Genomic DNA, 19,134 nt, shown 5'->3' on the forward strand with positions numbered 1-19,134 from the left:
CTAATAGATAGCTTGAACTATTTTATAAATATTTTCTGGTTTATCCATTGTATAATAATGGATTACTTTTACTCCAGCATTTTTTAATTCTTTAGACTGATGAATTGCCCATTCAATTCCAATGTGGAATACTGTTTTTTTATCTTTTGCTTTTTCTATCTCTTTTACTAATTCATTAGGGATATTTAAATAAAAACGTGAAGGAAGGCTATTTAATTGATGTTTAGATGAAATAGGTTTAATTCCTGGAATGATGGGAATAGAAATTCCTTGGGATCGACATTTTTTTACAAAATCAAAATATTTTGTATTATCGAAAAACATTTGAGTCACAATATAATCAGCACCTGCATCAACTTTTTTTTTCAAAAAAAATAAATCCCTATCTATATTAGGAGATTCTAAATGTTTTTCCGGATATCCAGCTACTCCAATACAAAAATTAAATAATGGGTAATCTTTTTGTTTTACAAAAGTTTTATCAAGATATTTTCCTTTATTTAAATTTTTAACTTGCTTCACAAGTTCTGCCGCATATTTATGTCCATTTGCTTTTGCAAGGAAACTATTTTCATATTTAAGTGAATCTCCTCTAAGGAGTAAAACATTATCTATCCCCAAAAAATTTAAATCTATTAGAGCATTTTCTGTCATTTGTTTATTAAACCCTCCGCAAATAAGATGTGGAACAGCATCAACTCCATATTTATTCATAATAGCTGCACAAATACCGACAGTACCAGGACGTCTTGAAATTTTTCTTCTTTGTAAAAGACCATTTTCTTTTTCTACATAAATAAATTCTTCACGATGATAAGTAACATCAATAAAAGGAGGATTAAACTCCATAAGAGGATCTAAAGTAGAAAAAATATCTTGAATATCATGTCCTTTTAAAGGCGGTAATATTTCAAAAGAAAATAAACTTTTTTTGGCTTTATCTATATGATCAATGACTTTCATAAAAAATTTTATTTAATCTTATCAAATCCTGTATATGGTATCAAAACTTTAGGAATATTAATATGAGTATTGGTTTGATTATTTTCTAATAATACTGCAATAATTCTGGGTAACGCTAATGCGCTTCCATTAAGTGTATGACATAATTTTATTTTTCCTTTATTTTTATAACGAATTTTTAATCTATTTGATTGAAAATCTGTACAATTAGAAACAGAACTTACTTCAAGCCATTTTTTTTGCGCGATAGAATAAACTTCAAAATCATAAGTTATTGCAGAAGAAAATCCAAGATCAATTCCACTTATACGAAGTATACGAAATGGTAATTTTAAAGACTGAATAATATTTTTTACATGTAAAATCATTTCTTCGAAAGAATCATAAGAATTTTCGGAAGAAGCAATTTGAATAATTTCTACTTTATCAAATTGATGTAATCTATTTAATCCTCTAACCTTAGTACCATAAGATCCAGCTTCTCTTCTAAAACATGAAGTATAAGTAGTAGCTCTAATTGGAAGATCTGAATACGAAAATATTTTATCTCTATAAAAGTTCATAATAGGAACTTCTCCCGTAGGAATAAGATAAAAATTATCTTTTTCTATGAAATACATTTGACCTTTTTTTTCTGGAATATGTCCAGTAGAATATGCAGAATTTTCATTTATTAAATACGGCAAAACATATTCTTCATAAGAAGCTTTTATATTTTGATCTAAAAAATATTGAATTAAGCTTCTTTGTAATTTTGCACACTTTCCCATATATACAGAAAATCCACTTCCACATATCTTTGTTCCTAAACTTAAATTAAATAAATTAAACTTTTTTGATAACTCCCAATGAGGTAGCGGCTTTTCTAAATCTAGAATAGAAGTATATTTTTTTTCTTGAAAAATAATATCATTACTTTTTTTTTTTACTTTTTCATCTGGAATGTTTGGTATTTGATCTAAATTGTCTTTTAATTTTTGAATAATTTTTTTTAATTGATCACTAATAATTATTTTATCCTTTTTTAGATATAATTTTTTTTCTTTTAAAAAATCAATTTCAAATTGATTTTTTAAATCAGAATTCAATATTTTTCCAATTTGATTGGATATAATATTTTCTTTTTCTAATATTTTATTTAAATGTGATTGTAATTTTTTTCTTTTTTCATCTAAAAAAAATATTTTATCTATTATGGAAATTTTATTAAAATTACGTTTTTTCAATCCTAATAAAATTTTTTCTTTATCTTTTTTTATAAAATATGTTTGAAACATTTTTGAAAATGAAGTCTATACGAATATCAAAGATATAGATAACAAATAATATTATTTATATTTGCAACATGCGAAATTTTTTTCCAAAAAAAAAATTTGGTCAATCTTTTTTAAAAGATAAAAATATAGCAAAAAAAATAGTGAAAAGTTTATCTTTTAAAGGTTATAATACTGTAGTAGAGATAGGTCCTGGATTTGGGATATTAACGCAATATTTACATTTATTATATTCAGATCATAAAATTTTTTTAATAGAAATTGATGAAAGACTTACAAATTTTCTAAAACAAAAATTTCCTTTTTTAGAAAACAGAATTATTCATAAAAATTTTTTAAAATGGAACCCGGAAGAAATAGGACTGAACAATTTTGCTATTATTGGAAATTTTCCTTACGGTATTTCTTCACAAATATTATTTCATATACTAAAATATCATCAATATATACCGGAATGTATTGGGATGTTTCAAAAAGAAGTAGCAGAACGTATTGTTTCTAATAAAGGTAAAAAAAGTTATGGAATTTTATCTGTTTTAATTCAAACATTTTATGATGTAGAATACTTATTTTCTGTGACAAAAAATGTATTTACTCCCGTTCCGAATGTAAAATCTGCAGTAATTTATTTGAAAAAAAAAAAAGAAAATGACTATATATCGTGCAATAAAAATTTATTTTTTAAATGTGTTAAAACCGCTTTTAATCAAAGAAGAAAAAAATTAAAAAATTCTTTACAGCTATTTAATAATATTTCCAATTTTTATCAAATACCATTTTTAGACAAAAGAGCAGAAGAATTATCTTTTAAAGAATTTATCCAATTAACAAAAGAAATAGAAATTAGAAAATGACTAAATTACTGGATGGAAATCAATTAGCATTAAAAATAAGAGAAGAAATTTCAAAAGAAATAGAGGAAAAAATAATAAATAAAAAAAGACGTATTCCTCATCTTGGAATCATTTTAATGGGGAATAATGATTCTAGTATAACATATGTAAATAGCAAAATAAAAGAATGTAAAAAAACAGGAATAAAATCTACACTTATTCATTTATCTTCCTCTATTTCAGAGAATATTTTATTAAAGGAAATAAAAAAAATGAATCTAAATCCATTAATAGATGGATTTATAGTTCAATTACCTCTTGGAAAACATATCAACCAAGAAAAAATAATTTTATCTATTGATCCAAAAAAAGATGTAGATGGGTTTCATCCTGAAAATTTCGGAAAAATGGCTTTGGGTATGAAATCATTTTTTCCTGCTACAGCATTAGGTATTATAACTATGTTAGAAAGAAATAAAATTGATATTTCAGGTAAACATTCTGTTATCATAGGAAGAAGTCGTATTGTTGGTACTCCTATCAGTATTCTAATGAGTAGAAAGGCATATCCTGGAAATAGTACAGTTACAATAACTCATAGTAAAACCCCTAATATAGAATCATTTACAAAACAAGCAGATATTATTATTGTAGCAATAGGTATTCCAAAATTTATTAAAAGTAATATGATAAAAAAAGGATCCATTATTATAGACGTAGGAATCAATAATATAAAAAATAACAATAAAAATATTTTAATAGGTGATGTTGATTTTCATAACGTTTATGAAAAAGTTTCTTATATCACACCTGTTCCAGGAGGGGTAGGGCCTATGACTCGTATTATGTTATTAAAAAATACTTTAAAAGCAGCTTTAAAAAACAAATGAAAAAAATATTTTTTCCTATAAAAGAATTTTTTTATTCTCTTCAAGGAGAAGGATACCATTCTGGTATAGCTGCTTATTTTATTCGTTTTGAAGGATGTGATATAAAATGCAAATGGTGTGATACCAAATATAGTTGGAAAATAAAAAAAGAAGATTTTGTTCCAATTGAAAAAATTATTGATAATGTAAACAACGAAAAAACAAATACTATTATTATTACTGGAGGAGAACCTATGATGTGGAATTTATCACCTCTAACAAAAATTCTTAAAAAAATGGGGTATAATATTCATGTAGAAACTTCTGGTTCTTATCTTATAAAAGATAAATATATAGATTGGATTACTATTTCTCCAAAAAAAAACAGATTTCCATTAAAAGAAAATTATGAAAAAAAAATTAGTGAATTAAAAGTAGTTATTTCCAATGAAAATGATTTTTTATTTGCTGAAAGACAATCATATTTTATTAAAAATAAAAAAAATTGTATACTATCATTACAACCTGAATGGAATAATTATGACAAAATGATTCCAAAAATCATTTATTATATCAAAAAAAATCCTAAATGGAGATTATCTCTTCAAATTCATAAAATGATAAATATAAAATAAAATATTAATTATTGTTGCATTTTAAATGTCTCTTTTCAAGAATTTTTATTACTTTTTTTAAATTTATTCCTTTTTTATGTAAAAGAATAAGATAATGAAAAAGAACATCTGCAGATTCATTTAAAAATAAGTTTTCATCATTATCTTTCGATTCAATGATCAGTTCAACAGACTCTTCTCCAAATTTTTGTACTACTCTATTTATTCCTTTTTTCGATAATTTATATACATAAGAATTATCTTCTTCTTCTCTTTTTCTTATTATTCGATTTGAAATGATATCTTCTAAAAAAAATAGAAAATTCTTTTTATTCTTTTCTTTCCAACAAGTATCTGTTCCTTTATGACAAATTGGACCAGTTGGTTTCGCTTTAATTAGTAAAGTATCTCCATCACAATCTACTAATATTTTTTCGATAATAAGGAAGTTTTTACTTACTTCTCCTTTTTTCCACAATCTTTTTTTAGATCTACTATAAAAAATAACTTTTTTTTCATGAATACTTTTTTCATAAGCATCAATATTCATATAACCCAACATTAGTACTTTATTTGTTTCTGAATCTTGAACAATAACGGGAATCAATCCTTTTTTAAAATTTATTTCCTTTCTCATATCGTACTGGAATTTGAAGATTATTTAAATAATGTTTTAAATTTGGAATTTCTATTTCTCTGTAATGAAAAATACTTGCGGCCAAAGCTCCATGTGCTTTTCCAACTTGGAATATTTGATAAAAATCATGAAAATTTCCAGCACCACCTGATGCAATAACAGGAATAGAAATATGTTCTGATACGTTTCGAGTAATATCTAAAGCAAATCCACTTTTTGTTCCATCATGGTTCATTGAAGTTAATAATATTTCTCCTGCACCTCTTTCAGATACTTCTATTGCCCAATCTAAAGTTCTAGTATTAGTACAAATTCTTCCTCCGTTTAAATATACCCACCAATCATTTTTTTCATATTTTGTATCAATAGCTAACACAATAGATTGACTTCCAAATCTTTTGGAAAAATTTTCTATAAGTTTTGGATTTTTAAAAGCAGCTGTATTAATGGATATTTTATCTGCCCCTGATTTCAATAGTAACTCTACATCTTCTTCATTTTTAATACCTCCTCCAACAGTAAAAGGAATATTGATATAACGAGAAATATCTTTAACTAAAGTAATTAAAGTTTTTCTATTTTCATTTGTAGCTGTTATATCAAGAAATATTAACTCATCAGCACCTTGATTCGTATACCATTGAACTAATTCTATTGGATCTCCAGCATCTATCAAATCCTTAAAATTTACTCCTTTCACTGTTCTACCGTCCCTTATGTCTAAACAGGGAATAATACGTTTCACTAACATAATTATTATTTATTTTATTTCCAATTTCTTAGTTCTAATAATGATATTCTTTTTTCGTATATAGCCTTTCCAATAATAACTCCATGACAACCCAAATGAAATAAATTTTTAATATCTTCTATACTACTAACACCTCCACTTGCTATAAGTTTTATTTTAGGAAATTTTTTTATAATATTACTATACAGAGAAAAAGAAGGTCCAGATAAAACTCCATCTTTTGATATATCTGTGCAAAAAATTGTTCTTATTCCATCTTTCTCTTTTTTTTTTAAAAAATCCCAAAATGGGATATTAGAAAGTATTTTCCATCCATTAATTGCTATTTTTTTATTTTTAATATCTACTCCTAATAAAATTTTATCAGGTCCATAAGTATCAATCCAATTTTTAAGAAAAATAGGTTTTTTTACAGCTATGCTTCCTACAGAAACCATATGACCACCATTTTCAAATACAGTTTTTACATCATTTTCTGTACAAATTCCTCCACCAAAATCAATAGTTAAATGTGTATTTTTTGCTATTTTTTCTAAAGTTTTCCAATGTACTATTTTACCCTCTCTTGCTCCATCTAAATCTACCAAATGTAATCTCGATATTCCATTGTCTTCCAACATATAAGCAACATCTAATGGATCATTGTTATAAATTTTCTTTTTTTGAAAATTTCCTTGTATTAAACGAACACATTTTCCATCAATTAAATCTATAGCTACAATAATATTATTCATTATCATCACAAAAATTATTTTATAATTTTATAATTGAATAAAATTTTCTAATATTCGATGTCCGACATACGAAGATTTTTCAGGATGAAACTGTACTGCATAAAAATTTTTTCTTTGCAAAGCAGCACTGTAAAATGTTAAATATTCTGTTGTAGCTATAGTGTATTTTCCCAAAGGTGCATAATAACTGTGTGCAAAATATTGATAACTTCCATCTGGAATATTTTTGAATAAAGGACCTTTTAATTTATGAATGGTATTCCATCCTATTTTAGGAATCTTATCTTCTTTATTTTTTGATGAAAATTTTTTCACTAATAAATCAAATATTCCTATACATTTTGTATTACTTTCTTCTGAATATTTGCATAATAATTGCATACCTAAACATATTCCTAATACAGGTTTTTCAAACCTTGATAAAAGGATATCCAATTTCTTTTTTTTCAAATATTCCATAGCAAAATTAGCTTCACCTACTCCAGGAAGAATCACTTTATCTGCACTTTGAATATCTTCTACAGAATCTGTTAAAATCGCTTGTATTCCTATTCTTTCTAGAGAAAAAAGAACAGATTGTACATTTCCTGCAGGATATTTTATGATGATTATTTTCATAATTTTTATTAAAAATTTTTTACAATATTCCTTTAGAACTAGGTATTTTTTTATATATATCATTTTTTTTTATTGCTATTTTAATAGCTCTTGCAAAACATTTAAATATAGATTCTATTTTATGATGTTCATTTTTACCTATAGCATGAATATGTATATTACATTTTGCATTTAAGGAAAAAGACTTAAAAAAATGATAGAACATTTCTGTAGGCATATTTCCTATTTTTTCTCTAAAAAATTTTACTTTCCAAAGTAATTTACTTCTTCCTCCAAGATCCAGTACAACAGTAGATAAGCTTTCATCCATAGGAAGAGAATAAAATCCATATCGTTCTATACCTATTTTATTTCCTAATGATCTATAAAATGCAGTTCCTAGAGATATTGCTGTATCTTCTATTGTATGATGCTCATCTACATAATGATCTCCAACTGCATTTATTTTTAAATCCATGCAGCTATGGAATGACATTTGTTGTAAAAGATGATCAAAAAATCCAATTCCTGTTTGAATATGAGATACTCCTTTTCCATATAAAGAAATATCTACTTTAATATTTGTTTCCGATGTAGTTCTATGATATGATATTTTTTTATTATAATTGATAGATGATAAATAATTATAAATATCTTCCCAATTATCCGTTTTTAAAGATATTATTTTTTCTATACTATTTTTATCATGTATAGTGGAATAAAAATATTTTTCCTCCTTTGTAAATTGTTCATAATGACGATAATTTTTTCTTATCCATATAGATTTACAGTTTAAATTTTTTGCTAATATTACATCTGTAAACCTATCTCCAATAACAAAAGATTCAGATAAATCATATAAATCTGAATTGATATAAGAAGTAAGCATTCCTACACCAGGTTTTCTTGTAGAAAGCTTTTCTTCAGGAAAACTTTTATCTATATGTATAGAATGAAAATTAATTCCTTCTGTTTTTAGAATATTTAAAATATGATTTTGTATAGACCAAAATATTTTTTCAGGAAACTTATTTGTTCCTAAACCGTCCTGATTACTGACCATAACTACATCATAATTTAGTTTCCGTACAATTTTTGATAGAAAAAATATAACTCTTGGATAAAAAATTATTTTTTCAATTGAATCAATTTGATAGTTAGAAGTATTTTCTTCTATAATAGTTCCATCTCTATCAATAAACAATATTTTTTTCATTTTATTTTTTTTTTCTATCATGTGAATATTTTTCAATGTTATTAATTAAACACTCATTTTCTTCATGAGTTCCTACTGTTATCCTCAAACAATTTTCACAAAGAATAACCTTTGAACGATCTCTAACAATAATTTTATTATTTATTAAATACTTATAAAGATGTATGGATGGGGAATTTATTTTCACTAGAAAAAAATTGGATGAACTAGGATATACTTTATCTATAATAGGAATATTTTTTAATGAATTTTTTAAATATTCTCTTTCCGAAAGGATATTTTTTAAATTATAAAAAAATAAATCTTTATTTTCAAGAGCTTTAATTGCTATTTCTTGTGAATTGATACTTACATTGTATGGAAATTTTATCTTGTTCATCCAACTAATAATAGCTTTTGAAGCTATAGCTATACCTATTCTTAGGCCTGCTAACCCCCAAGATTTAGATAATGTTTGTAAAACAATTAAATTAGGAAAATTATCTATTTCATTTAAAATAGATTTTTTAGAGGAAAAATCTATGTAAGCTTCATCTATAACTACTATTCCTGAAAACTTTTTTATAACAAGTTTGATATCTTCTTTTATTATATCATTTCCAGTAGGGTTATTTGGAGAACAAATGAAAATAATTTTATTTTTGATAAAGGAATTACTACTATCACTAATAACTTTTTTTATTTCTTTCAAGTTCAATTGATATTTTTCTTTTATAAGAGGAATTTTTATTATATTAACTCCATGAATCCTTCCACTCACTTCGTACATACCATAAGTAGGAGGAAATATAATAACATTATCTTTACCAGGACAAGAAAAAATACGGTATATTAAATCAATAATTTCATCGCTACCATTTCCTAAAAATATTTTGGAAGAATCAATATTTTTGATATACGATATTTTTTTTTTCAATTTTTCTTGTAATGGATCTGGATATCGATTATAAGAATTATAAAAAGAAAAAGGAGATCCAAAAGAATTTTCATTAGCATCTAAAAAAATAGAATCTTTTTTTTCTTTATGTTCTATTCTAGCAGAAATATAAGGATTAATATTTAAAATATTTTTCCTTATTAAGGAAACTAAATCAAAATCTGAATAACAACTATTCTTATTCATGTATTTTATTATTTATTAAAATTAGTTTTATTTTTTTAACCGAATGTCAATAGATTTTTTATGAGCAATTAAACCTTCTTCAGAAGATAAAATACTTATACATTCATGTAAATTTCTTAATCCTTCTTTAGATATCTTTTGAAAAGTTGTCTTTTTGACGAAACTATCTATAGATACTCCGCTATAAAATTTAGCAAAACCATATGTAGGAAGTACATGATTAGTTCCTGAAGCATAATCTCCAGCAGTAACAGGAGAATAATTTCCTATAAAAATGGATCCAGCATTTATAACTTTATCGGCCCAATAAGTAGCATTATTACAATTAATAATAAGATGTTCTGGTGCAATTTCATTGGACAATTCCATTGCTTCTTCTAAAGAAGAAAGAACAATGATTTTTGCATTTTTTAATGAATTTTCAATAATGTGCTGTTTATTTTTAAGAAAAAAAATTTGTTTTTCTAATTGAAATTTTACTTCATTTATCCAATACTCTTTATTTTTAGTAATTAGAACTATATAACTTTCCGGATCATGTTCTGATTGTGATAATAAATCAGAAGCTACATATTTTGGATTAGCTTTATTATCAGCAATAATAACAATTTCTGAAGGGCCTGCTGGAATATCGATAGATACAACATCTCTATGTGATACGATTTGTTTAGCTTTTGTTACATAAGAATTTCCTGGTCCAAATATTTTGTATACAGAAGGAATACTTTCTGTTCCGTAAGTCATTGCAGCTATTGCTTGTGCTCCTCCTACTTTATAAATATGATTAATTCCTATGTATTGAGATGCATATAAAATAATGGGTGATATTTTTCCTTTTTTATTTGGCGGACTACATAAAATAATATTTTTACATCCTGCTAGTTTTCCTGGAATACCTAACATTAATACAGTTGATAGTAAAGGAGCAGTTCCACTAGGAATATAAAATCCTATTTTTTCTATAGGTATGCTTTTTCTCCAACAAAAAATTCCTTTTGATATTTCTATTTTTTTTTCTTTATGTATTTGTTTTTCATGAAATATTTTAATATTATTGTATGCCTTTTCTATAGATTTTTTTAAACAATCTGAAATTGTTGTATTAGCTTCATAGAATTCTTTTTCCGTTACTATTAAATTATCAATATCAACATGATCATATTTTTTAGTATAGGATTTAACCGCTGTATCTCCATGTAGCTTAACATTATCTATAATAGAAATTATTAAATTTTTTAAATTATCATTGTATTTAATTTTTCTTTTTGTTATGTTTTTTCTTTCTTTTAAAGAAGGATAGAAATACACTGGAATCATATTTATTTTTTATGTTGTTTATTATAGTACAATTTTTTCTATTGGAAGAACTAATATATCTTGTGCTCCAAGTGATTTTAAATTTTCTATTATTCCCCAAAAATCATTCTCATTTACTACAGAATGTACTGAACTGCATTTAGAATTTGCTAAAGGAAGAACAACTGGACTTTTTATTCCAGGTAAATAAGAAATAATTTTGTCTAATCGTTCATTAGGTACATTTAGTAGAATGTATTTATTATTTTTTGCTTTTTTCACTGCTCTGATACGAAATAGTAATTTATCCATTATCATGTTCTGAGGGGAACTTAAATGAAGATGGGAGGCTAATACTGCTTCAGATTGAAGGACTGTTTCTACTTCTTTAAGCCCATTCATAAATAATGTTGATCCACTACTAACTAAATCACATATGCAATCAGCTAGTCCTATTCCAGGGGCTATTTCTACTGCACCTGATATTTCATGTATTTCTGTTTTTATGTATCTTTTCTTGAAAAATTCTCCAACTAAAAACGGATAGCTTGTAGCTATCCGTTTACCATCTAAATCTTTTATATTTTTGTATATATAAGATTTCGGTACAGCTATGGATAAACGACATTTTCCAAAACCTAAAGTTTCTTTTATTATTATTTTTTTTCTTTTTTCTAATAAAACATTTTTTCCAACAATTCCTATATCTGCTACTCCATCTTCTAAATATTGAGGAATATCATCGTCTCGTAAGAAAAGTATTTCCATAGGAAAATTCATTGCTGTTGTTTTTAATTTATCTATTCCAATATTAATTTCAATACTGCAGTCTTTAAGTAATTTTATGGAGTCCTCATAAAGACGGCCTGATTTTTGAATAGCTATTTTTAGTTTATCCATATTATTTTAGGAGTATCATAGAAAAAAATAAAAGCTTACAGGCGTAAGCTTTTATAGTAATTTCATATCAAATTATCATGAATTATGACAAATATAATAACTATTTTGAATATTTTCTATTCAAAATATATATAATGAAAATAGTAGGATATAACATAAATGGAATTAGATCTGGAATCAATAAGGGGTTGTCTATTTGGATTAAAAAATACAATCCTTACATTTTATGTTTACAAGAAATAAAAGCATTACAAAATCAAATAAATACAAATATTTTTGAAAAATTGGGATACTATCATTATTGGCATTCATCAGTAAGAAAAGGTTATAGTGGTGTTGCTATTTTATGTAAAGAAAAACCTATTCATGTAGAATATGGAATTGGTTTAGAATCTATTGATAAAGAAGGAAGAGTTTTACGGATAGATTTAAAAAATTTATCTATTATCAGTATTTATTTACCTTCAGGAAATAATATGGAGAAAAGATTAGATTTTAAATTTTTCTTTATGAAAAAATTTTTTATATATGTAAAAAAAATACAAAAAAATTTAAAAAATATTATTATTTGTGGAGACTATAATATTTGTCATAAGCCAATGGACATATATGATCCTATTCGTAATAGAAATATATCTGGATTTTTACCAGAAGAAAGGAAATGGATGACAAACTTTATGAGGTTAGGATTCATAGATAGTTTTAGAAACTATGTTAAAAATGCGGGACATTACAGTTGGTGGAGTTATAAATATAAAGCTAGAATAAAAAATATAGGATGGAGAATCGATTACATAATGGTAAGTCATTCTTTAAAAAAGAAAATGATTAACGCATATTTATTACCCGAAATAATATATTCGGATCATTGTCCAACAGTATTAGAATTGAAAAAATGAAAAACATATTATAATAATGACCTGACTGGGATTCGAACCCAGGACCCTTACATTAAAAGTGTAATGCTCTACCAGCTGAGCTATCAGGTCTTAATAACAGTATCATAGTATCTATGATAGATAACAAAGATACTATAAATTTTGTGTTTTCATGAAAATAACTCTGATAGGATATATGGGAAGTGGAAAGAGCTCTTTAGGAAAGAAATTATCTAAAAAGTTAAATTTTATTTTTTATGATTTAGATTATATTATTTCTGAAACTTATGGAGTTTCCATTTCTTCGTTGTTTAAAGAAAAAGGAGAATCATTTTTTAGAAGAATAGAACATTTGATGTTGAAAAAAATTCTAAAAAAAAACCATTCTTATATTTTATCTGTAGGAGGTGGAACTCCTTGTTACCATCAAAATATTCATTTTATGAATAAACATTCAAAAACTATATATTTGAAAGCCAATACTCATACTTTATTTAATAGATTAATTTTGGAAAAAGAAAAAAGACCTTTAATATCTCATCTTTCTAAAAAAGAATTGTTTAGATTTATAATGAAACATCTATTAAAAAGAATTCCTTTTTATGAAAAAGCTTCTATAAGAATAGAGGTACATAATAAAAAATATAAAAATGATGTAATTAAAGAGATTATTAATTCCATTCATATTATATCTTAATTTTTTATAAAAAAATGAGAAAAAAATTATCTAATAATTATTTTTTAGAAAAAATAAAAAAATATTTCGTTTTTGAAAAAATAAAAAATATATGCGTAGCTGTCAGTGGTGGTTTAGATAGTATGGTTCTTCTAAATTTATTATTGTGCATACCATCTATTAAAAAATTAGATGTTGCTCATTGCAATTTTGGATTAAGGAAACAAGAATCAGATCATGATGAAATTTTTATACAAAATTTTTGTAAAAAAAAGGAAATAAACTTATATGTTAAGAAATTTAATCTTTTAAATTTTTCAAAAGAAAACAAGTTATCCATACAAATGGCTGCAAGAAAACTTAGATATGATTGGTTTAATCAATTGCTGAAGAATAATTTTTACGAAAAAATTGCATTAGGACATCATTTAAATGATTCTGTAGAAACTTTTTTTATAAATATTTTTAGAGGGACAAGTATTAAAGGATTATTAGGAATACCTAATAGAAACAAAAAATTTATTCGTCCTTTATCATCTTTTACAAAAGATGATATTTTTTATTATGCTAAAATGAAAAATATAAGTTGGAGAGAAGATAGTAGTAATTTAGAAAATAAATATCTAAGAAATAAGATTCGTTTTGCTTTAAAAAAATTTTCTTTTTTTTATCCATCATTTATTAATGGAGTAAAAAGAACAATCAATTATCTTCAGGATGATAATTATATAATAGAAAATAAAATAAAAGATATATGTAAAAAAATTACGATATATAAAAAATATGATCCTTTAGTATGGAAAATTAAATGTAAAAATTTAGAAAATTTGATTCCTTTATCTTTCTATTTATTTAAAATATTTTCTCCATATGGATTTCGTGATATAAATGGTTTAAAAAATTTAATACACTCACAATCAGGTAAATACATTTTATCAAATAAATATTCTATTCTAAAAAATAGAAATCATTGGATTTTATTTTCTAATGAAAAATTAAAAGAAAAGGATATAATTTATACTATAGAAAATATGAATAAAAAATATGATATACAGTATTTTCCTATTAAAATGAATTTTTCTATTATAGAACCAAAAGAAGTAATAAATAGTTACTATAATAGTAGTAATAATCATCTATTCTTTGTAGATCTTGAAAAGATTCAGTTTCCATTATGTTTAAGAACTTGGAGAAAAGGGGATTTTTTTTATCCGATTAATATGAAAGGGAAAAAAAAAATAAGCAAATATTATAAAGATAATAAGTTTTCTATTTTGGAAAAAAAAAGTACCTGGCTATTAATTAATGGAAATCATGATATTATTTTAATAATAGGAAATCGTTTAGATGATAGATTTAAAGTAACAGAAAAAACAAAAAATATTTTAAAAATAAAAATATAATTTTTATTATTATGAAACTAGTATTTTTTTTAATTTTGATAAAGAATTAGTTATTCTGTTTATGAAAATACACAATTTCAATGCAGGACCTTCTGTTTTACCAAAAATAGTAATTAAAAAATCTGCAAAATCTGTTATTGATTTTAATGGAACCGGGATTTCTTTACTTGAAATTTCTCATAGAAGTTTGGATTTTATGAAGATAATAGAAAGAACTACAAGTTTAGTAAAACAAATTATGAATTTAAATGATGATTATACGGTCCTATTTTTACAAGGAGGAGCAACATTACAATTTACAATGGTACCATACAACCTAATGAATAAAAGAGCTGCTTATTTGGATACAGGAATTTGGGCTAATAATGCTATTAAAGAAGCAAAAAATTTTGGAGAAGTTAAAGTTTTGTTTTCTGGAAAAAAAAATAATTATGTATATATACCTGAAAATTATCAAATACCAAGTAAAGTAGATTATTTTCATTGTACGTCTAATAATACAATTGTTGGAACACAAATGAAATTATTCCCTGAAACCTCTATACCAATAGTTTGTGATATGTCTTCTGATATTTTTAGCAGAAAATTAAATTTTCATAAGTTTAGTTTGATTTATGCATCTGCTCAAAAAAATGTTAGTTCTTCTGGAATGACGATTGTTATAATAAAAAAAGAAATTTTAGATAAAATAAAAAAGAATATTCCTTCTTATTTAAACTATCGAATTCATATCAAAAATGATGGTATATTAAATACCCCCAATGTTTTTTCCATTTACACTTCTATGTTAACTTTAGAATGGATAGAAAGAAAAGGTGGTCTTTCTATATTGGAAGAAGAAAATGAGTATAAAGCTCAATTATTATATAATGAGATTGATAAAAATAATTTATTTGAAAATAGAATAGATAAAAATAATCGTTCTAATATGAATGTTTCATTTTTTTTAAAAAATGATAATTTAGAAAAAAAATTTAATAAAATGTGGAAAAGAGAAAATGTTGTTGGATTAGATGGGCATAGATTATTAGGTGGGTATCGCGCTAGTATATACAATGCTCTTCCAATAGAAAGTGTTCTATTTTTAATAGAAATTATGAAAGAATTTGAAAGAAAATTTACATGATCATGATGATGAATAATATAGAAAATTTATATTTTTCATTTAAAAAATATATTCCAAAAAATATTGAAATTTTAGCTGTATCTAAAAATCAGAATATTTCTTCTATAGAAAAACTATATCAAATAGGACATAGAGATTTTGGAGAAAATTATGTTCAAGAAATAATAAAAAAATATAATTTTTTACCAAAAGATATTCGATGGCACATGATTGGAAAAATTCAAAGTAATAAAATAAAATATTTAATTCCTTTTATTTATTTAATACATAGTGTTCAAAAAATGGAACATATTATAATGATTAATAAATTAGCTCGTAAAGAAAAAAAAATTATTAATTGTCTTTTGCAAATAAAAATTTCTGATGAAAAAAACAAGTCAGGAATAACAAATAAAGAAGCTGATAAAATATTAGAAAGTAATACCTATAAACGTATGAAAAATGTCAATATAATTGGAATTATGGGAATGGCTTCTTTTAGTAATTCATCAAAAAAAATACATGATGAGTTTTCTTCTTTACAAAAATTATATAATAATTATAAAAATAAGTATGGACATTACGTTCTTTCCATGGGAATGAGTAGAGATTATTCAATAGCTATCAAATATGGAAGTACACTAATTAGAATTGGAACGTCTATTTTTGGTAATAGAAAAAAAATATCTATATAATAGATGTTATGTATTTTTTTATACTTGATTCTAAATTATTTGCGTCCAATGATTGAATAAAAGAACTTCCAATAATCCCGCCATTTGCATATTTACAAGATAATTCAAATGTATTTTTATCTTTTATTCCAAATCCAATTAATATTGGAATATTTTTATTGATATATGATTTTTTTATTTTATTAAAAAATGATATTTGTTCTTTTCCAAAACAATCTATTTCTCCAGTTATAGAGTTTGAAGAAACTAGATATAAAAATCCATTTGATATTTTACTTAAAAAAATAGCTCTATTTAAATCTGTTTTGGGTGTTACCAAAAAAATCATAGATACTGAATATTTTTTGAATAAATCACGATATTTTTTTATAAAATATTCAACAGGAAGATCTGGAAGTATTAATCCAGAAATATTTAATTTTTTACATATTTTCAAAAATTTTTCTTCTCCAAACTTATAAAATTGATTGTAATAGCCCATAAGAACAACAGGAATTGTAATATGTTCTTTAAATTTTTCTATTTCCGAAAATAAATAAGAAATATTCATTCCATTTTTTAATGAAATTTTATTACTATTTTGAATAATCATTCCATCTGCTAATGGATCAGAATATGGAATTCCTATTTCAATTAAATCTACAGGTAATTTCTGTAAAATTTTAACTATTTTTATAGTACTATCTATATTAGGATAACCTGCTGTAAAATAAATACATAATATTTTTTTATTCTTTTTTTTGAATAAATCATGTATTCTGTTCATAAATTTAATAATTTTTTGTTGGAAGAAAATTTTTCATAAACATCTATATCTTTATCTCCTCTACCTGATAAAGTAATAACAACTATATCACTAGTTTTGAAAACTATTTTTCTTAATGCAACTAACGCATGAGCACTTTCTAACGCCGGAATAATTCCTTCTAATCTAGTTAATTCACATCCTAAAATTAAAGCTTCATTATCTGTAGCATGAATAAAACGAACACGTTTTTTTACAAATAGATTGGAATGCATAGGACCTATACCTGGATAATCTAATCCAGGAGATATAGAATGTGCAGGGATTACTTGACCATCTTTATCTTGTAATAATAATGTCATACTTCCATGTAGTACTCCTTTAGATCCACAAAATATAGAAGCAGATGTTTTATTTGTTCTTACACCTAATCCTGCTGCCTCTACTGCGATAAGATTTACAGATTTATCATTTAAAAAATGATAAAATGATCCTGCAGCATTACTACCTCCTCCTATACAAGCTATTATATAGTTTGGATTGTTTTTTAATTGATTTTTTATTTCTTCACTAATAACAGACTGAAAGTCTGCAACCATTTGAGGGTATGGATGAGGACCGACTGTAGATCCTATCAAATAATAACTATTTGGATGATTAATCCAATAACGTATTGCTTCATTAACGGCATCTTTTAATGTTTTCTCTCCACTAGTTACTGATACAACTTTAGCCCCAAGAGATTTCATTCTTGTAACATTTGATGTTTGACGATGCATATCTTTTTCTCCCATAAAAATTAAACATTTTAAATCCATTAAAGCACAAACGGTAGCAGTAGCTACTCCATGTTGACCAGCTCCAGTCTCAGCAATAATTTTTTTTTTCCCTAATTCTTTAGCCAGTATAGCTTGTCCTACAGTATTATTAATTTTATGTGATCCAGTATGATTCAGATCCTCTCTTTTAAGATAAATTTTAGCTTTATATTTTTCCGAATATTTTTTACAAAAAAAAAGAGGAGAAGGTCTTCCAACAAAATTTTTTAATATATTTCTATATAAATTTTGAAATTTTTCACTTTTGATAATATTTTTATATTTATTTTGTAATTCTATCACATTGTGTGATAACATTTCTGGAATAAATGAACCTCCAAATTCTCCATAAAATCCATTTTTATCGACAAAAAAATTCATAATTTTCTGATTTTTTTTATAAAATCTTTTAATAATTTTATGTTTTTATTTCCTGGATATATCTCAAATTTACTATTGATATCTATTCCAAATATTCTCGGATGTGAAAATTTTTTAATTGCATTTAAATCTTCTATTCCTATTCCTCCACTTAAAAAAAAAGGAGTTTTAAAATTATATTCATCCAGTTTTTCCCAATTAAATTTTTTTCCACTTCCGCCATAATGATGAGTAGTATAACTATCAAATAGAAAATAATTACAAAAATGAGTAAAATCCTTAATTTTTTTGAAGGAAAAAGAATTTTTTATTCTAAAAGATTTAATGATTTTTAATCCCTTTTGAAATAATCTTTCACAATAAGAAACGTTTTCTTTTCCATGTAATTGAACAAAATCCAATTTTTTGGAATTATTTATTTTTATGATATTATTTTCTGATTCATTTACAAAAACACCAACTTTAAATATTTTTGTATTTGATTTCTGATAATCAAAATTTTCCCCCACAAATCTTGGAGAATTTGAATAAAATATAAATCCTATAAAATCAGGAAATAAATTATATATTTCTTGATAATTATATTTAATTCCACATATTTTTATTTTTAATGTTTTAAATAACAT

General features: G+C 24.3%; 21 protein-coding genes and 1 tRNA gene. 8 read left to right on the plus strand and 14 right to left on the minus strand.

Annotated elements, in window-relative coordinates:
* Together metF and serS are read right to left on the minus strand one after the other, a co-directional pair.
* A complete protein-coding gene (gene metF / locus H0H49_RS00930; protein WP_185864622.1) occupies positions 1–963 on the minus strand; it encodes a methylenetetrahydrofolate reductase [NAD(P)H] in 963 nt (320 codons plus the stop codon).
* Positions 964–971: 8 nt separating this feature from the next.
* Entirely contained in the window at positions 972–2,240 is a 1,269-nt protein-coding gene (gene serS, locus H0H49_RS00935; RefSeq protein WP_185864623.1) for a serine--tRNA ligase, read from the minus strand.
* A gap of 68 nt (positions 2,241–2,308) precedes the next feature.
* Between serS and rsmA the strand changes: the two genes are divergently transcribed.
* From rsmA to H0H49_RS00950, 3 genes are read left to right on the plus strand one after another with little or no spacing between them, the layout of a single operon-like run.
* Positions 2,309–3,091 carry a 16S rRNA (adenine(1518)-N(6)/adenine(1519)-N(6))-dimethyltransferase RsmA gene (gene rsmA, locus H0H49_RS00940; RefSeq protein WP_185864624.1) on the plus strand — a complete coding sequence of 261 codons (783 nt, stop codon included), beginning with the start codon at positions 2,309–2,311 and terminating at the stop codon, positions 3,089–3,091.
* On the plus strand, positions 3,088–3,960 hold the full coding sequence (locus H0H49_RS00945) for a bifunctional 5,10-methylenetetrahydrofolate dehydrogenase/5,10-methenyltetrahydrofolate cyclohydrolase (protein ID WP_185864625.1): 873 nt from the start codon (positions 3,088–3,090) through the stop codon (positions 3,958–3,960). Before rsmA ends, H0H49_RS00945 begins: the two co-directional genes overlap by 4 nt.
* Complete coding sequence (locus H0H49_RS00950) at positions 3,957–4,574, plus strand: 7-carboxy-7-deazaguanine synthase QueE (RefSeq protein ID WP_185864626.1); 618 nt, start codon at positions 3,957–3,959, stop codon at positions 4,572–4,574. The genes H0H49_RS00945 and H0H49_RS00950 overlap by 4 nt, the downstream gene beginning before the upstream one ends.
* Positions 4,575–4,578: 4 nt before the next feature.
* Here the strand turns inward: H0H49_RS00950 and hisIE are convergent, their stop codons facing one another.
* Genes hisIE through hisG form a run of 8 tightly spaced genes read right to left on the minus strand, consistent with a single transcriptional unit; the run spans position 4,579 to position 11,807 of the window.
* A complete protein-coding gene (gene hisIE / locus H0H49_RS00955; RefSeq protein ID WP_185864627.1) occupies positions 4,579–5,190 on the minus strand; it encodes a bifunctional phosphoribosyl-AMP cyclohydrolase/phosphoribosyl-ATP diphosphatase HisIE in 612 nt (203 codons plus the stop codon).
* Positions 5,168–5,941, minus strand: a complete 774-nt coding sequence (gene hisF / locus H0H49_RS00960; RefSeq protein WP_185864628.1) for an imidazole glycerol phosphate synthase subunit HisF — start codon at positions 5,939–5,941, stop codon at positions 5,168–5,170. Before hisF ends, hisIE begins: the two co-directional genes overlap by 23 nt.
* Positions 5,942–5,955: 14 nt before the next feature.
* On the minus strand, positions 5,956–6,675 hold the full coding sequence (gene hisA / locus H0H49_RS00965; RefSeq protein ID WP_185864629.1) for a 1-(5-phosphoribosyl)-5-[(5-phosphoribosylamino)methylideneamino]imidazole-4-carboxamide isomerase: 720 nt from the start codon (positions 6,673–6,675) through the stop codon (positions 5,956–5,958).
* 27 nt (positions 6,676–6,702) lie between these two features.
* On the minus strand, positions 6,703–7,293 hold the full coding sequence (hisH, locus tag H0H49_RS00970) for an imidazole glycerol phosphate synthase subunit HisH (RefSeq protein ID WP_185864630.1): 591 nt from the start codon (positions 7,291–7,293) through the stop codon (positions 6,703–6,705).
* A gap of 19 nt (positions 7,294–7,312) precedes the next feature.
* Positions 7,313–8,488, minus strand: a complete 1,176-nt coding sequence (gene hisB, locus H0H49_RS00975) for a bifunctional histidinol-phosphatase/imidazoleglycerol-phosphate dehydratase HisB (protein ID WP_185864631.1) — start codon at positions 8,486–8,488, stop codon at positions 7,313–7,315.
* A 1-nt stretch (position 8,489) separates the two neighbouring features.
* Positions 8,490–9,611: a histidinol-phosphate transaminase gene (hisC, locus tag H0H49_RS00980; protein ID WP_185864632.1), complete on the minus strand. Its 1,122-nt coding sequence runs from the start codon at positions 9,609–9,611 to the stop codon at positions 8,490–8,492.
* Between the two features lie 27 nt (positions 9,612–9,638).
* Positions 9,639–10,928: a histidinol dehydrogenase gene (gene hisD / locus H0H49_RS00985; protein WP_185864633.1), complete on the minus strand. Its 1,290-nt coding sequence runs from the start codon at positions 10,926–10,928 to the stop codon at positions 9,639–9,641.
* Between the two features lie 21 nt (positions 10,929–10,949).
* Positions 10,950–11,807: an ATP phosphoribosyltransferase gene (hisG, locus tag H0H49_RS00990; RefSeq protein ID WP_185864634.1), complete on the minus strand. Its 858-nt coding sequence runs from the start codon at positions 11,805–11,807 to the stop codon at positions 10,950–10,952.
* A gap of 134 nt (positions 11,808–11,941) precedes the next feature.
* Here hisG and H0H49_RS00995 point away from each other — a divergent pair, with 134 nt between their 5' ends.
* The gene (locus H0H49_RS00995; protein ID WP_185864635.1) at positions 11,942–12,706 is read left to right on the plus strand and encodes an exodeoxyribonuclease III; all 765 of its coding nucleotides are present in this window, start codon (positions 11,942–11,944) and stop codon (positions 12,704–12,706) included.
* A gap of 17 nt (positions 12,707–12,723) precedes the next feature.
* On the opposite strand, the gene H0H49_RS01000 is transcribed toward H0H49_RS00995, so the two are convergent.
* Positions 12,724–12,796: transfer RNA gene (locus tag H0H49_RS01000), tRNA-Lys, on the minus strand.
* A 61-nt stretch (positions 12,797–12,857) separates the two neighbouring features.
* Here H0H49_RS01000 and H0H49_RS01005 point away from each other — a divergent pair.
* The 4 genes from H0H49_RS01005 to H0H49_RS01020 all read left to right on the plus strand — a co-directional run bounded on the left by H0H49_RS01005 (position 12,858) and on the right by H0H49_RS01020 (position 16,564).
* Positions 12,858–13,382, plus strand: coding sequence for a shikimate kinase (locus H0H49_RS01005; protein ID WP_185864636.1), 525 nt, complete (start codon positions 12,858–12,860; stop codon positions 13,380–13,382).
* Positions 13,383–13,396: 14 nt separating this feature from the next.
* Positions 13,397–14,764 (plus strand): tRNA lysidine(34) synthetase TilS, encoded by a 1,368-nt coding sequence (gene tilS, locus H0H49_RS01010; protein WP_185864637.1) that lies wholly within the window; start codon positions 13,397–13,399, stop codon positions 14,762–14,764.
* A gap of 61 nt (positions 14,765–14,825) precedes the next feature.
* Complete coding sequence (gene serC, locus H0H49_RS01015) at positions 14,826–15,890, plus strand: 3-phosphoserine/phosphohydroxythreonine transaminase (RefSeq protein WP_185864638.1); 1,065 nt, start codon at positions 14,826–14,828, stop codon at positions 15,888–15,890.
* A 2-nt stretch (positions 15,891–15,892) separates the two neighbouring features.
* Positions 15,893–16,564 carry a YggS family pyridoxal phosphate-dependent enzyme gene (locus H0H49_RS01020; RefSeq protein ID WP_317168706.1) on the plus strand — a complete coding sequence of 224 codons (672 nt, stop codon included), beginning with the start codon at positions 15,893–15,895 and terminating at the stop codon, positions 16,562–16,564.
* Here the strand turns inward: H0H49_RS01020 and trpA are convergent.
* Genes trpA through trpF form a run of 3 tightly spaced genes read right to left on the minus strand, consistent with a single transcriptional unit; the run spans position 16,557 to position 19,134 of the window.
* The gene (gene trpA, locus H0H49_RS01025; RefSeq protein ID WP_185864639.1) at positions 16,557–17,330 is read right to left on the minus strand and encodes a tryptophan synthase subunit alpha; all 774 of its coding nucleotides are present in this window, start codon (positions 17,328–17,330) and stop codon (positions 16,557–16,559) included. The two genes, H0H49_RS01020 and trpA, sit on opposite strands and share 8 nt — an antisense overlap.
* Positions 17,327–18,508 (minus strand): tryptophan synthase subunit beta, encoded by a 1,182-nt coding sequence (trpB, locus tag H0H49_RS01030; RefSeq protein ID WP_185864640.1) that lies wholly within the window; start codon positions 18,506–18,508, stop codon positions 17,327–17,329. Before trpB ends, trpA begins: the two co-directional genes overlap by 4 nt.
* Complete coding sequence (trpF, locus tag H0H49_RS01035) at positions 18,505–19,134, minus strand: phosphoribosylanthranilate isomerase (protein WP_185864641.1); 630 nt, start codon at positions 19,132–19,134, stop codon at positions 18,505–18,507. The genes trpB and trpF overlap by 4 nt, the downstream gene beginning before the upstream one ends.

The organism is Blattabacterium cuenoti, assembly GCF_014252035.1.
In the GTDB taxonomy this organism is placed as follows: Bacteria; Bacteroidota; Bacteroidia; order Flavobacteriales; family Blattabacteriaceae; genus Blattabacterium; species Blattabacterium cuenoti_Z.

What these genes read in the sequence shown, in the direction of transcription:
- metF (WP_185864622.1), bottom strand. Translation starts at nt 963, where the DNA reads ATGAAAGTCATTGATCATATAGATAAAGCCAAAAAAAGTTTATTTTCT.
- serS (WP_185864623.1), bottom strand. Translation starts at nt 2,240, where the DNA reads ATGTTTCAAACATATTTTATAAAAAAAGATAAAGAAAAAATTTTATTA.
- rsmA (WP_185864624.1), top strand. Translation starts at nt 2,309, where the DNA reads ATGCGAAATTTTTTTCCAAAAAAAAAATTTGGTCAATCTTTTTTAAAA.
- H0H49_RS00945 (WP_185864625.1), top strand. Translation starts at nt 3,088, where the DNA reads ATGACTAAATTACTGGATGGAAATCAATTAGCATTAAAAATAAGAGAA.
- H0H49_RS00950 (WP_185864626.1), top strand. Translation starts at nt 3,957, where the DNA reads ATGAAAAAAATATTTTTTCCTATAAAAGAATTTTTTTATTCTCTTCAA.
- hisIE (WP_185864627.1), bottom strand. Translation starts at nt 5,190, where the DNA reads ATGAGAAAGGAAATAAATTTTAAAAAAGGATTGATTCCCGTTATTGTT.
- hisF (WP_185864628.1), bottom strand. Translation starts at nt 5,941, where the DNA reads ATGTTAGTGAAACGTATTATTCCCTGTTTAGACATAAGGGACGGTAGA.
- hisA (WP_185864629.1), bottom strand. Translation starts at nt 6,675, where the DNA reads ATGAATAATATTATTGTAGCTATAGATTTAATTGATGGAAAATGTGTT.
- hisH (WP_185864630.1), bottom strand. Translation starts at nt 7,293, where the DNA reads ATGAAAATAATCATCATAAAATATCCTGCAGGAAATGTACAATCTGTT.
- hisB (WP_185864631.1), bottom strand. Translation starts at nt 8,488, where the DNA reads ATGAAAAAAATATTGTTTATTGATAGAGATGGAACTATTATAGAAGAA.
- hisC (WP_185864632.1), bottom strand. Translation starts at nt 9,611, where the DNA reads ATGAATAAGAATAGTTGTTATTCAGATTTTGATTTAGTTTCCTTAATA.
- hisD (WP_185864633.1), bottom strand. Translation starts at nt 10,928, where the DNA reads ATGATTCCAGTGTATTTCTATCCTTCTTTAAAAGAAAGAAAAAACATA.
- hisG (WP_185864634.1), bottom strand. Translation starts at nt 11,807, where the DNA reads ATGGATAAACTAAAAATAGCTATTCAAAAATCAGGCCGTCTTTATGAG.
- H0H49_RS00995 (WP_185864635.1), top strand. Translation starts at nt 11,942, where the DNA reads ATGAAAATAGTAGGATATAACATAAATGGAATTAGATCTGGAATCAAT.
- H0H49_RS01005 (WP_185864636.1), top strand. Translation starts at nt 12,858, where the DNA reads ATGAAAATAACTCTGATAGGATATATGGGAAGTGGAAAGAGCTCTTTA.
- tilS (WP_185864637.1), top strand. Translation starts at nt 13,397, where the DNA reads ATGAGAAAAAAATTATCTAATAATTATTTTTTAGAAAAAATAAAAAAA.
- serC (WP_185864638.1), top strand. Translation starts at nt 14,826, where the DNA reads ATGAAAATACACAATTTCAATGCAGGACCTTCTGTTTTACCAAAAATA.
- H0H49_RS01020 (WP_317168706.1), top strand. Translation starts at nt 15,893, where the DNA reads ATGATGATGAATAATATAGAAAATTTATATTTTTCATTTAAAAAATAT.
- trpA (WP_185864639.1), bottom strand. Translation starts at nt 17,330, where the DNA reads ATGAACAGAATACATGATTTATTCAAAAAAAAGAATAAAAAAATATTA.
- trpB (WP_185864640.1), bottom strand. Translation starts at nt 18,508, where the DNA reads ATGAATTTTTTTGTCGATAAAAATGGATTTTATGGAGAATTTGGAGGT.
- trpF (WP_185864641.1), bottom strand. Translation starts at nt 19,134, where the DNA reads ATGTTATTTAAAACATTAAAAATAAAAATATGTGGAATTAAATATAAT.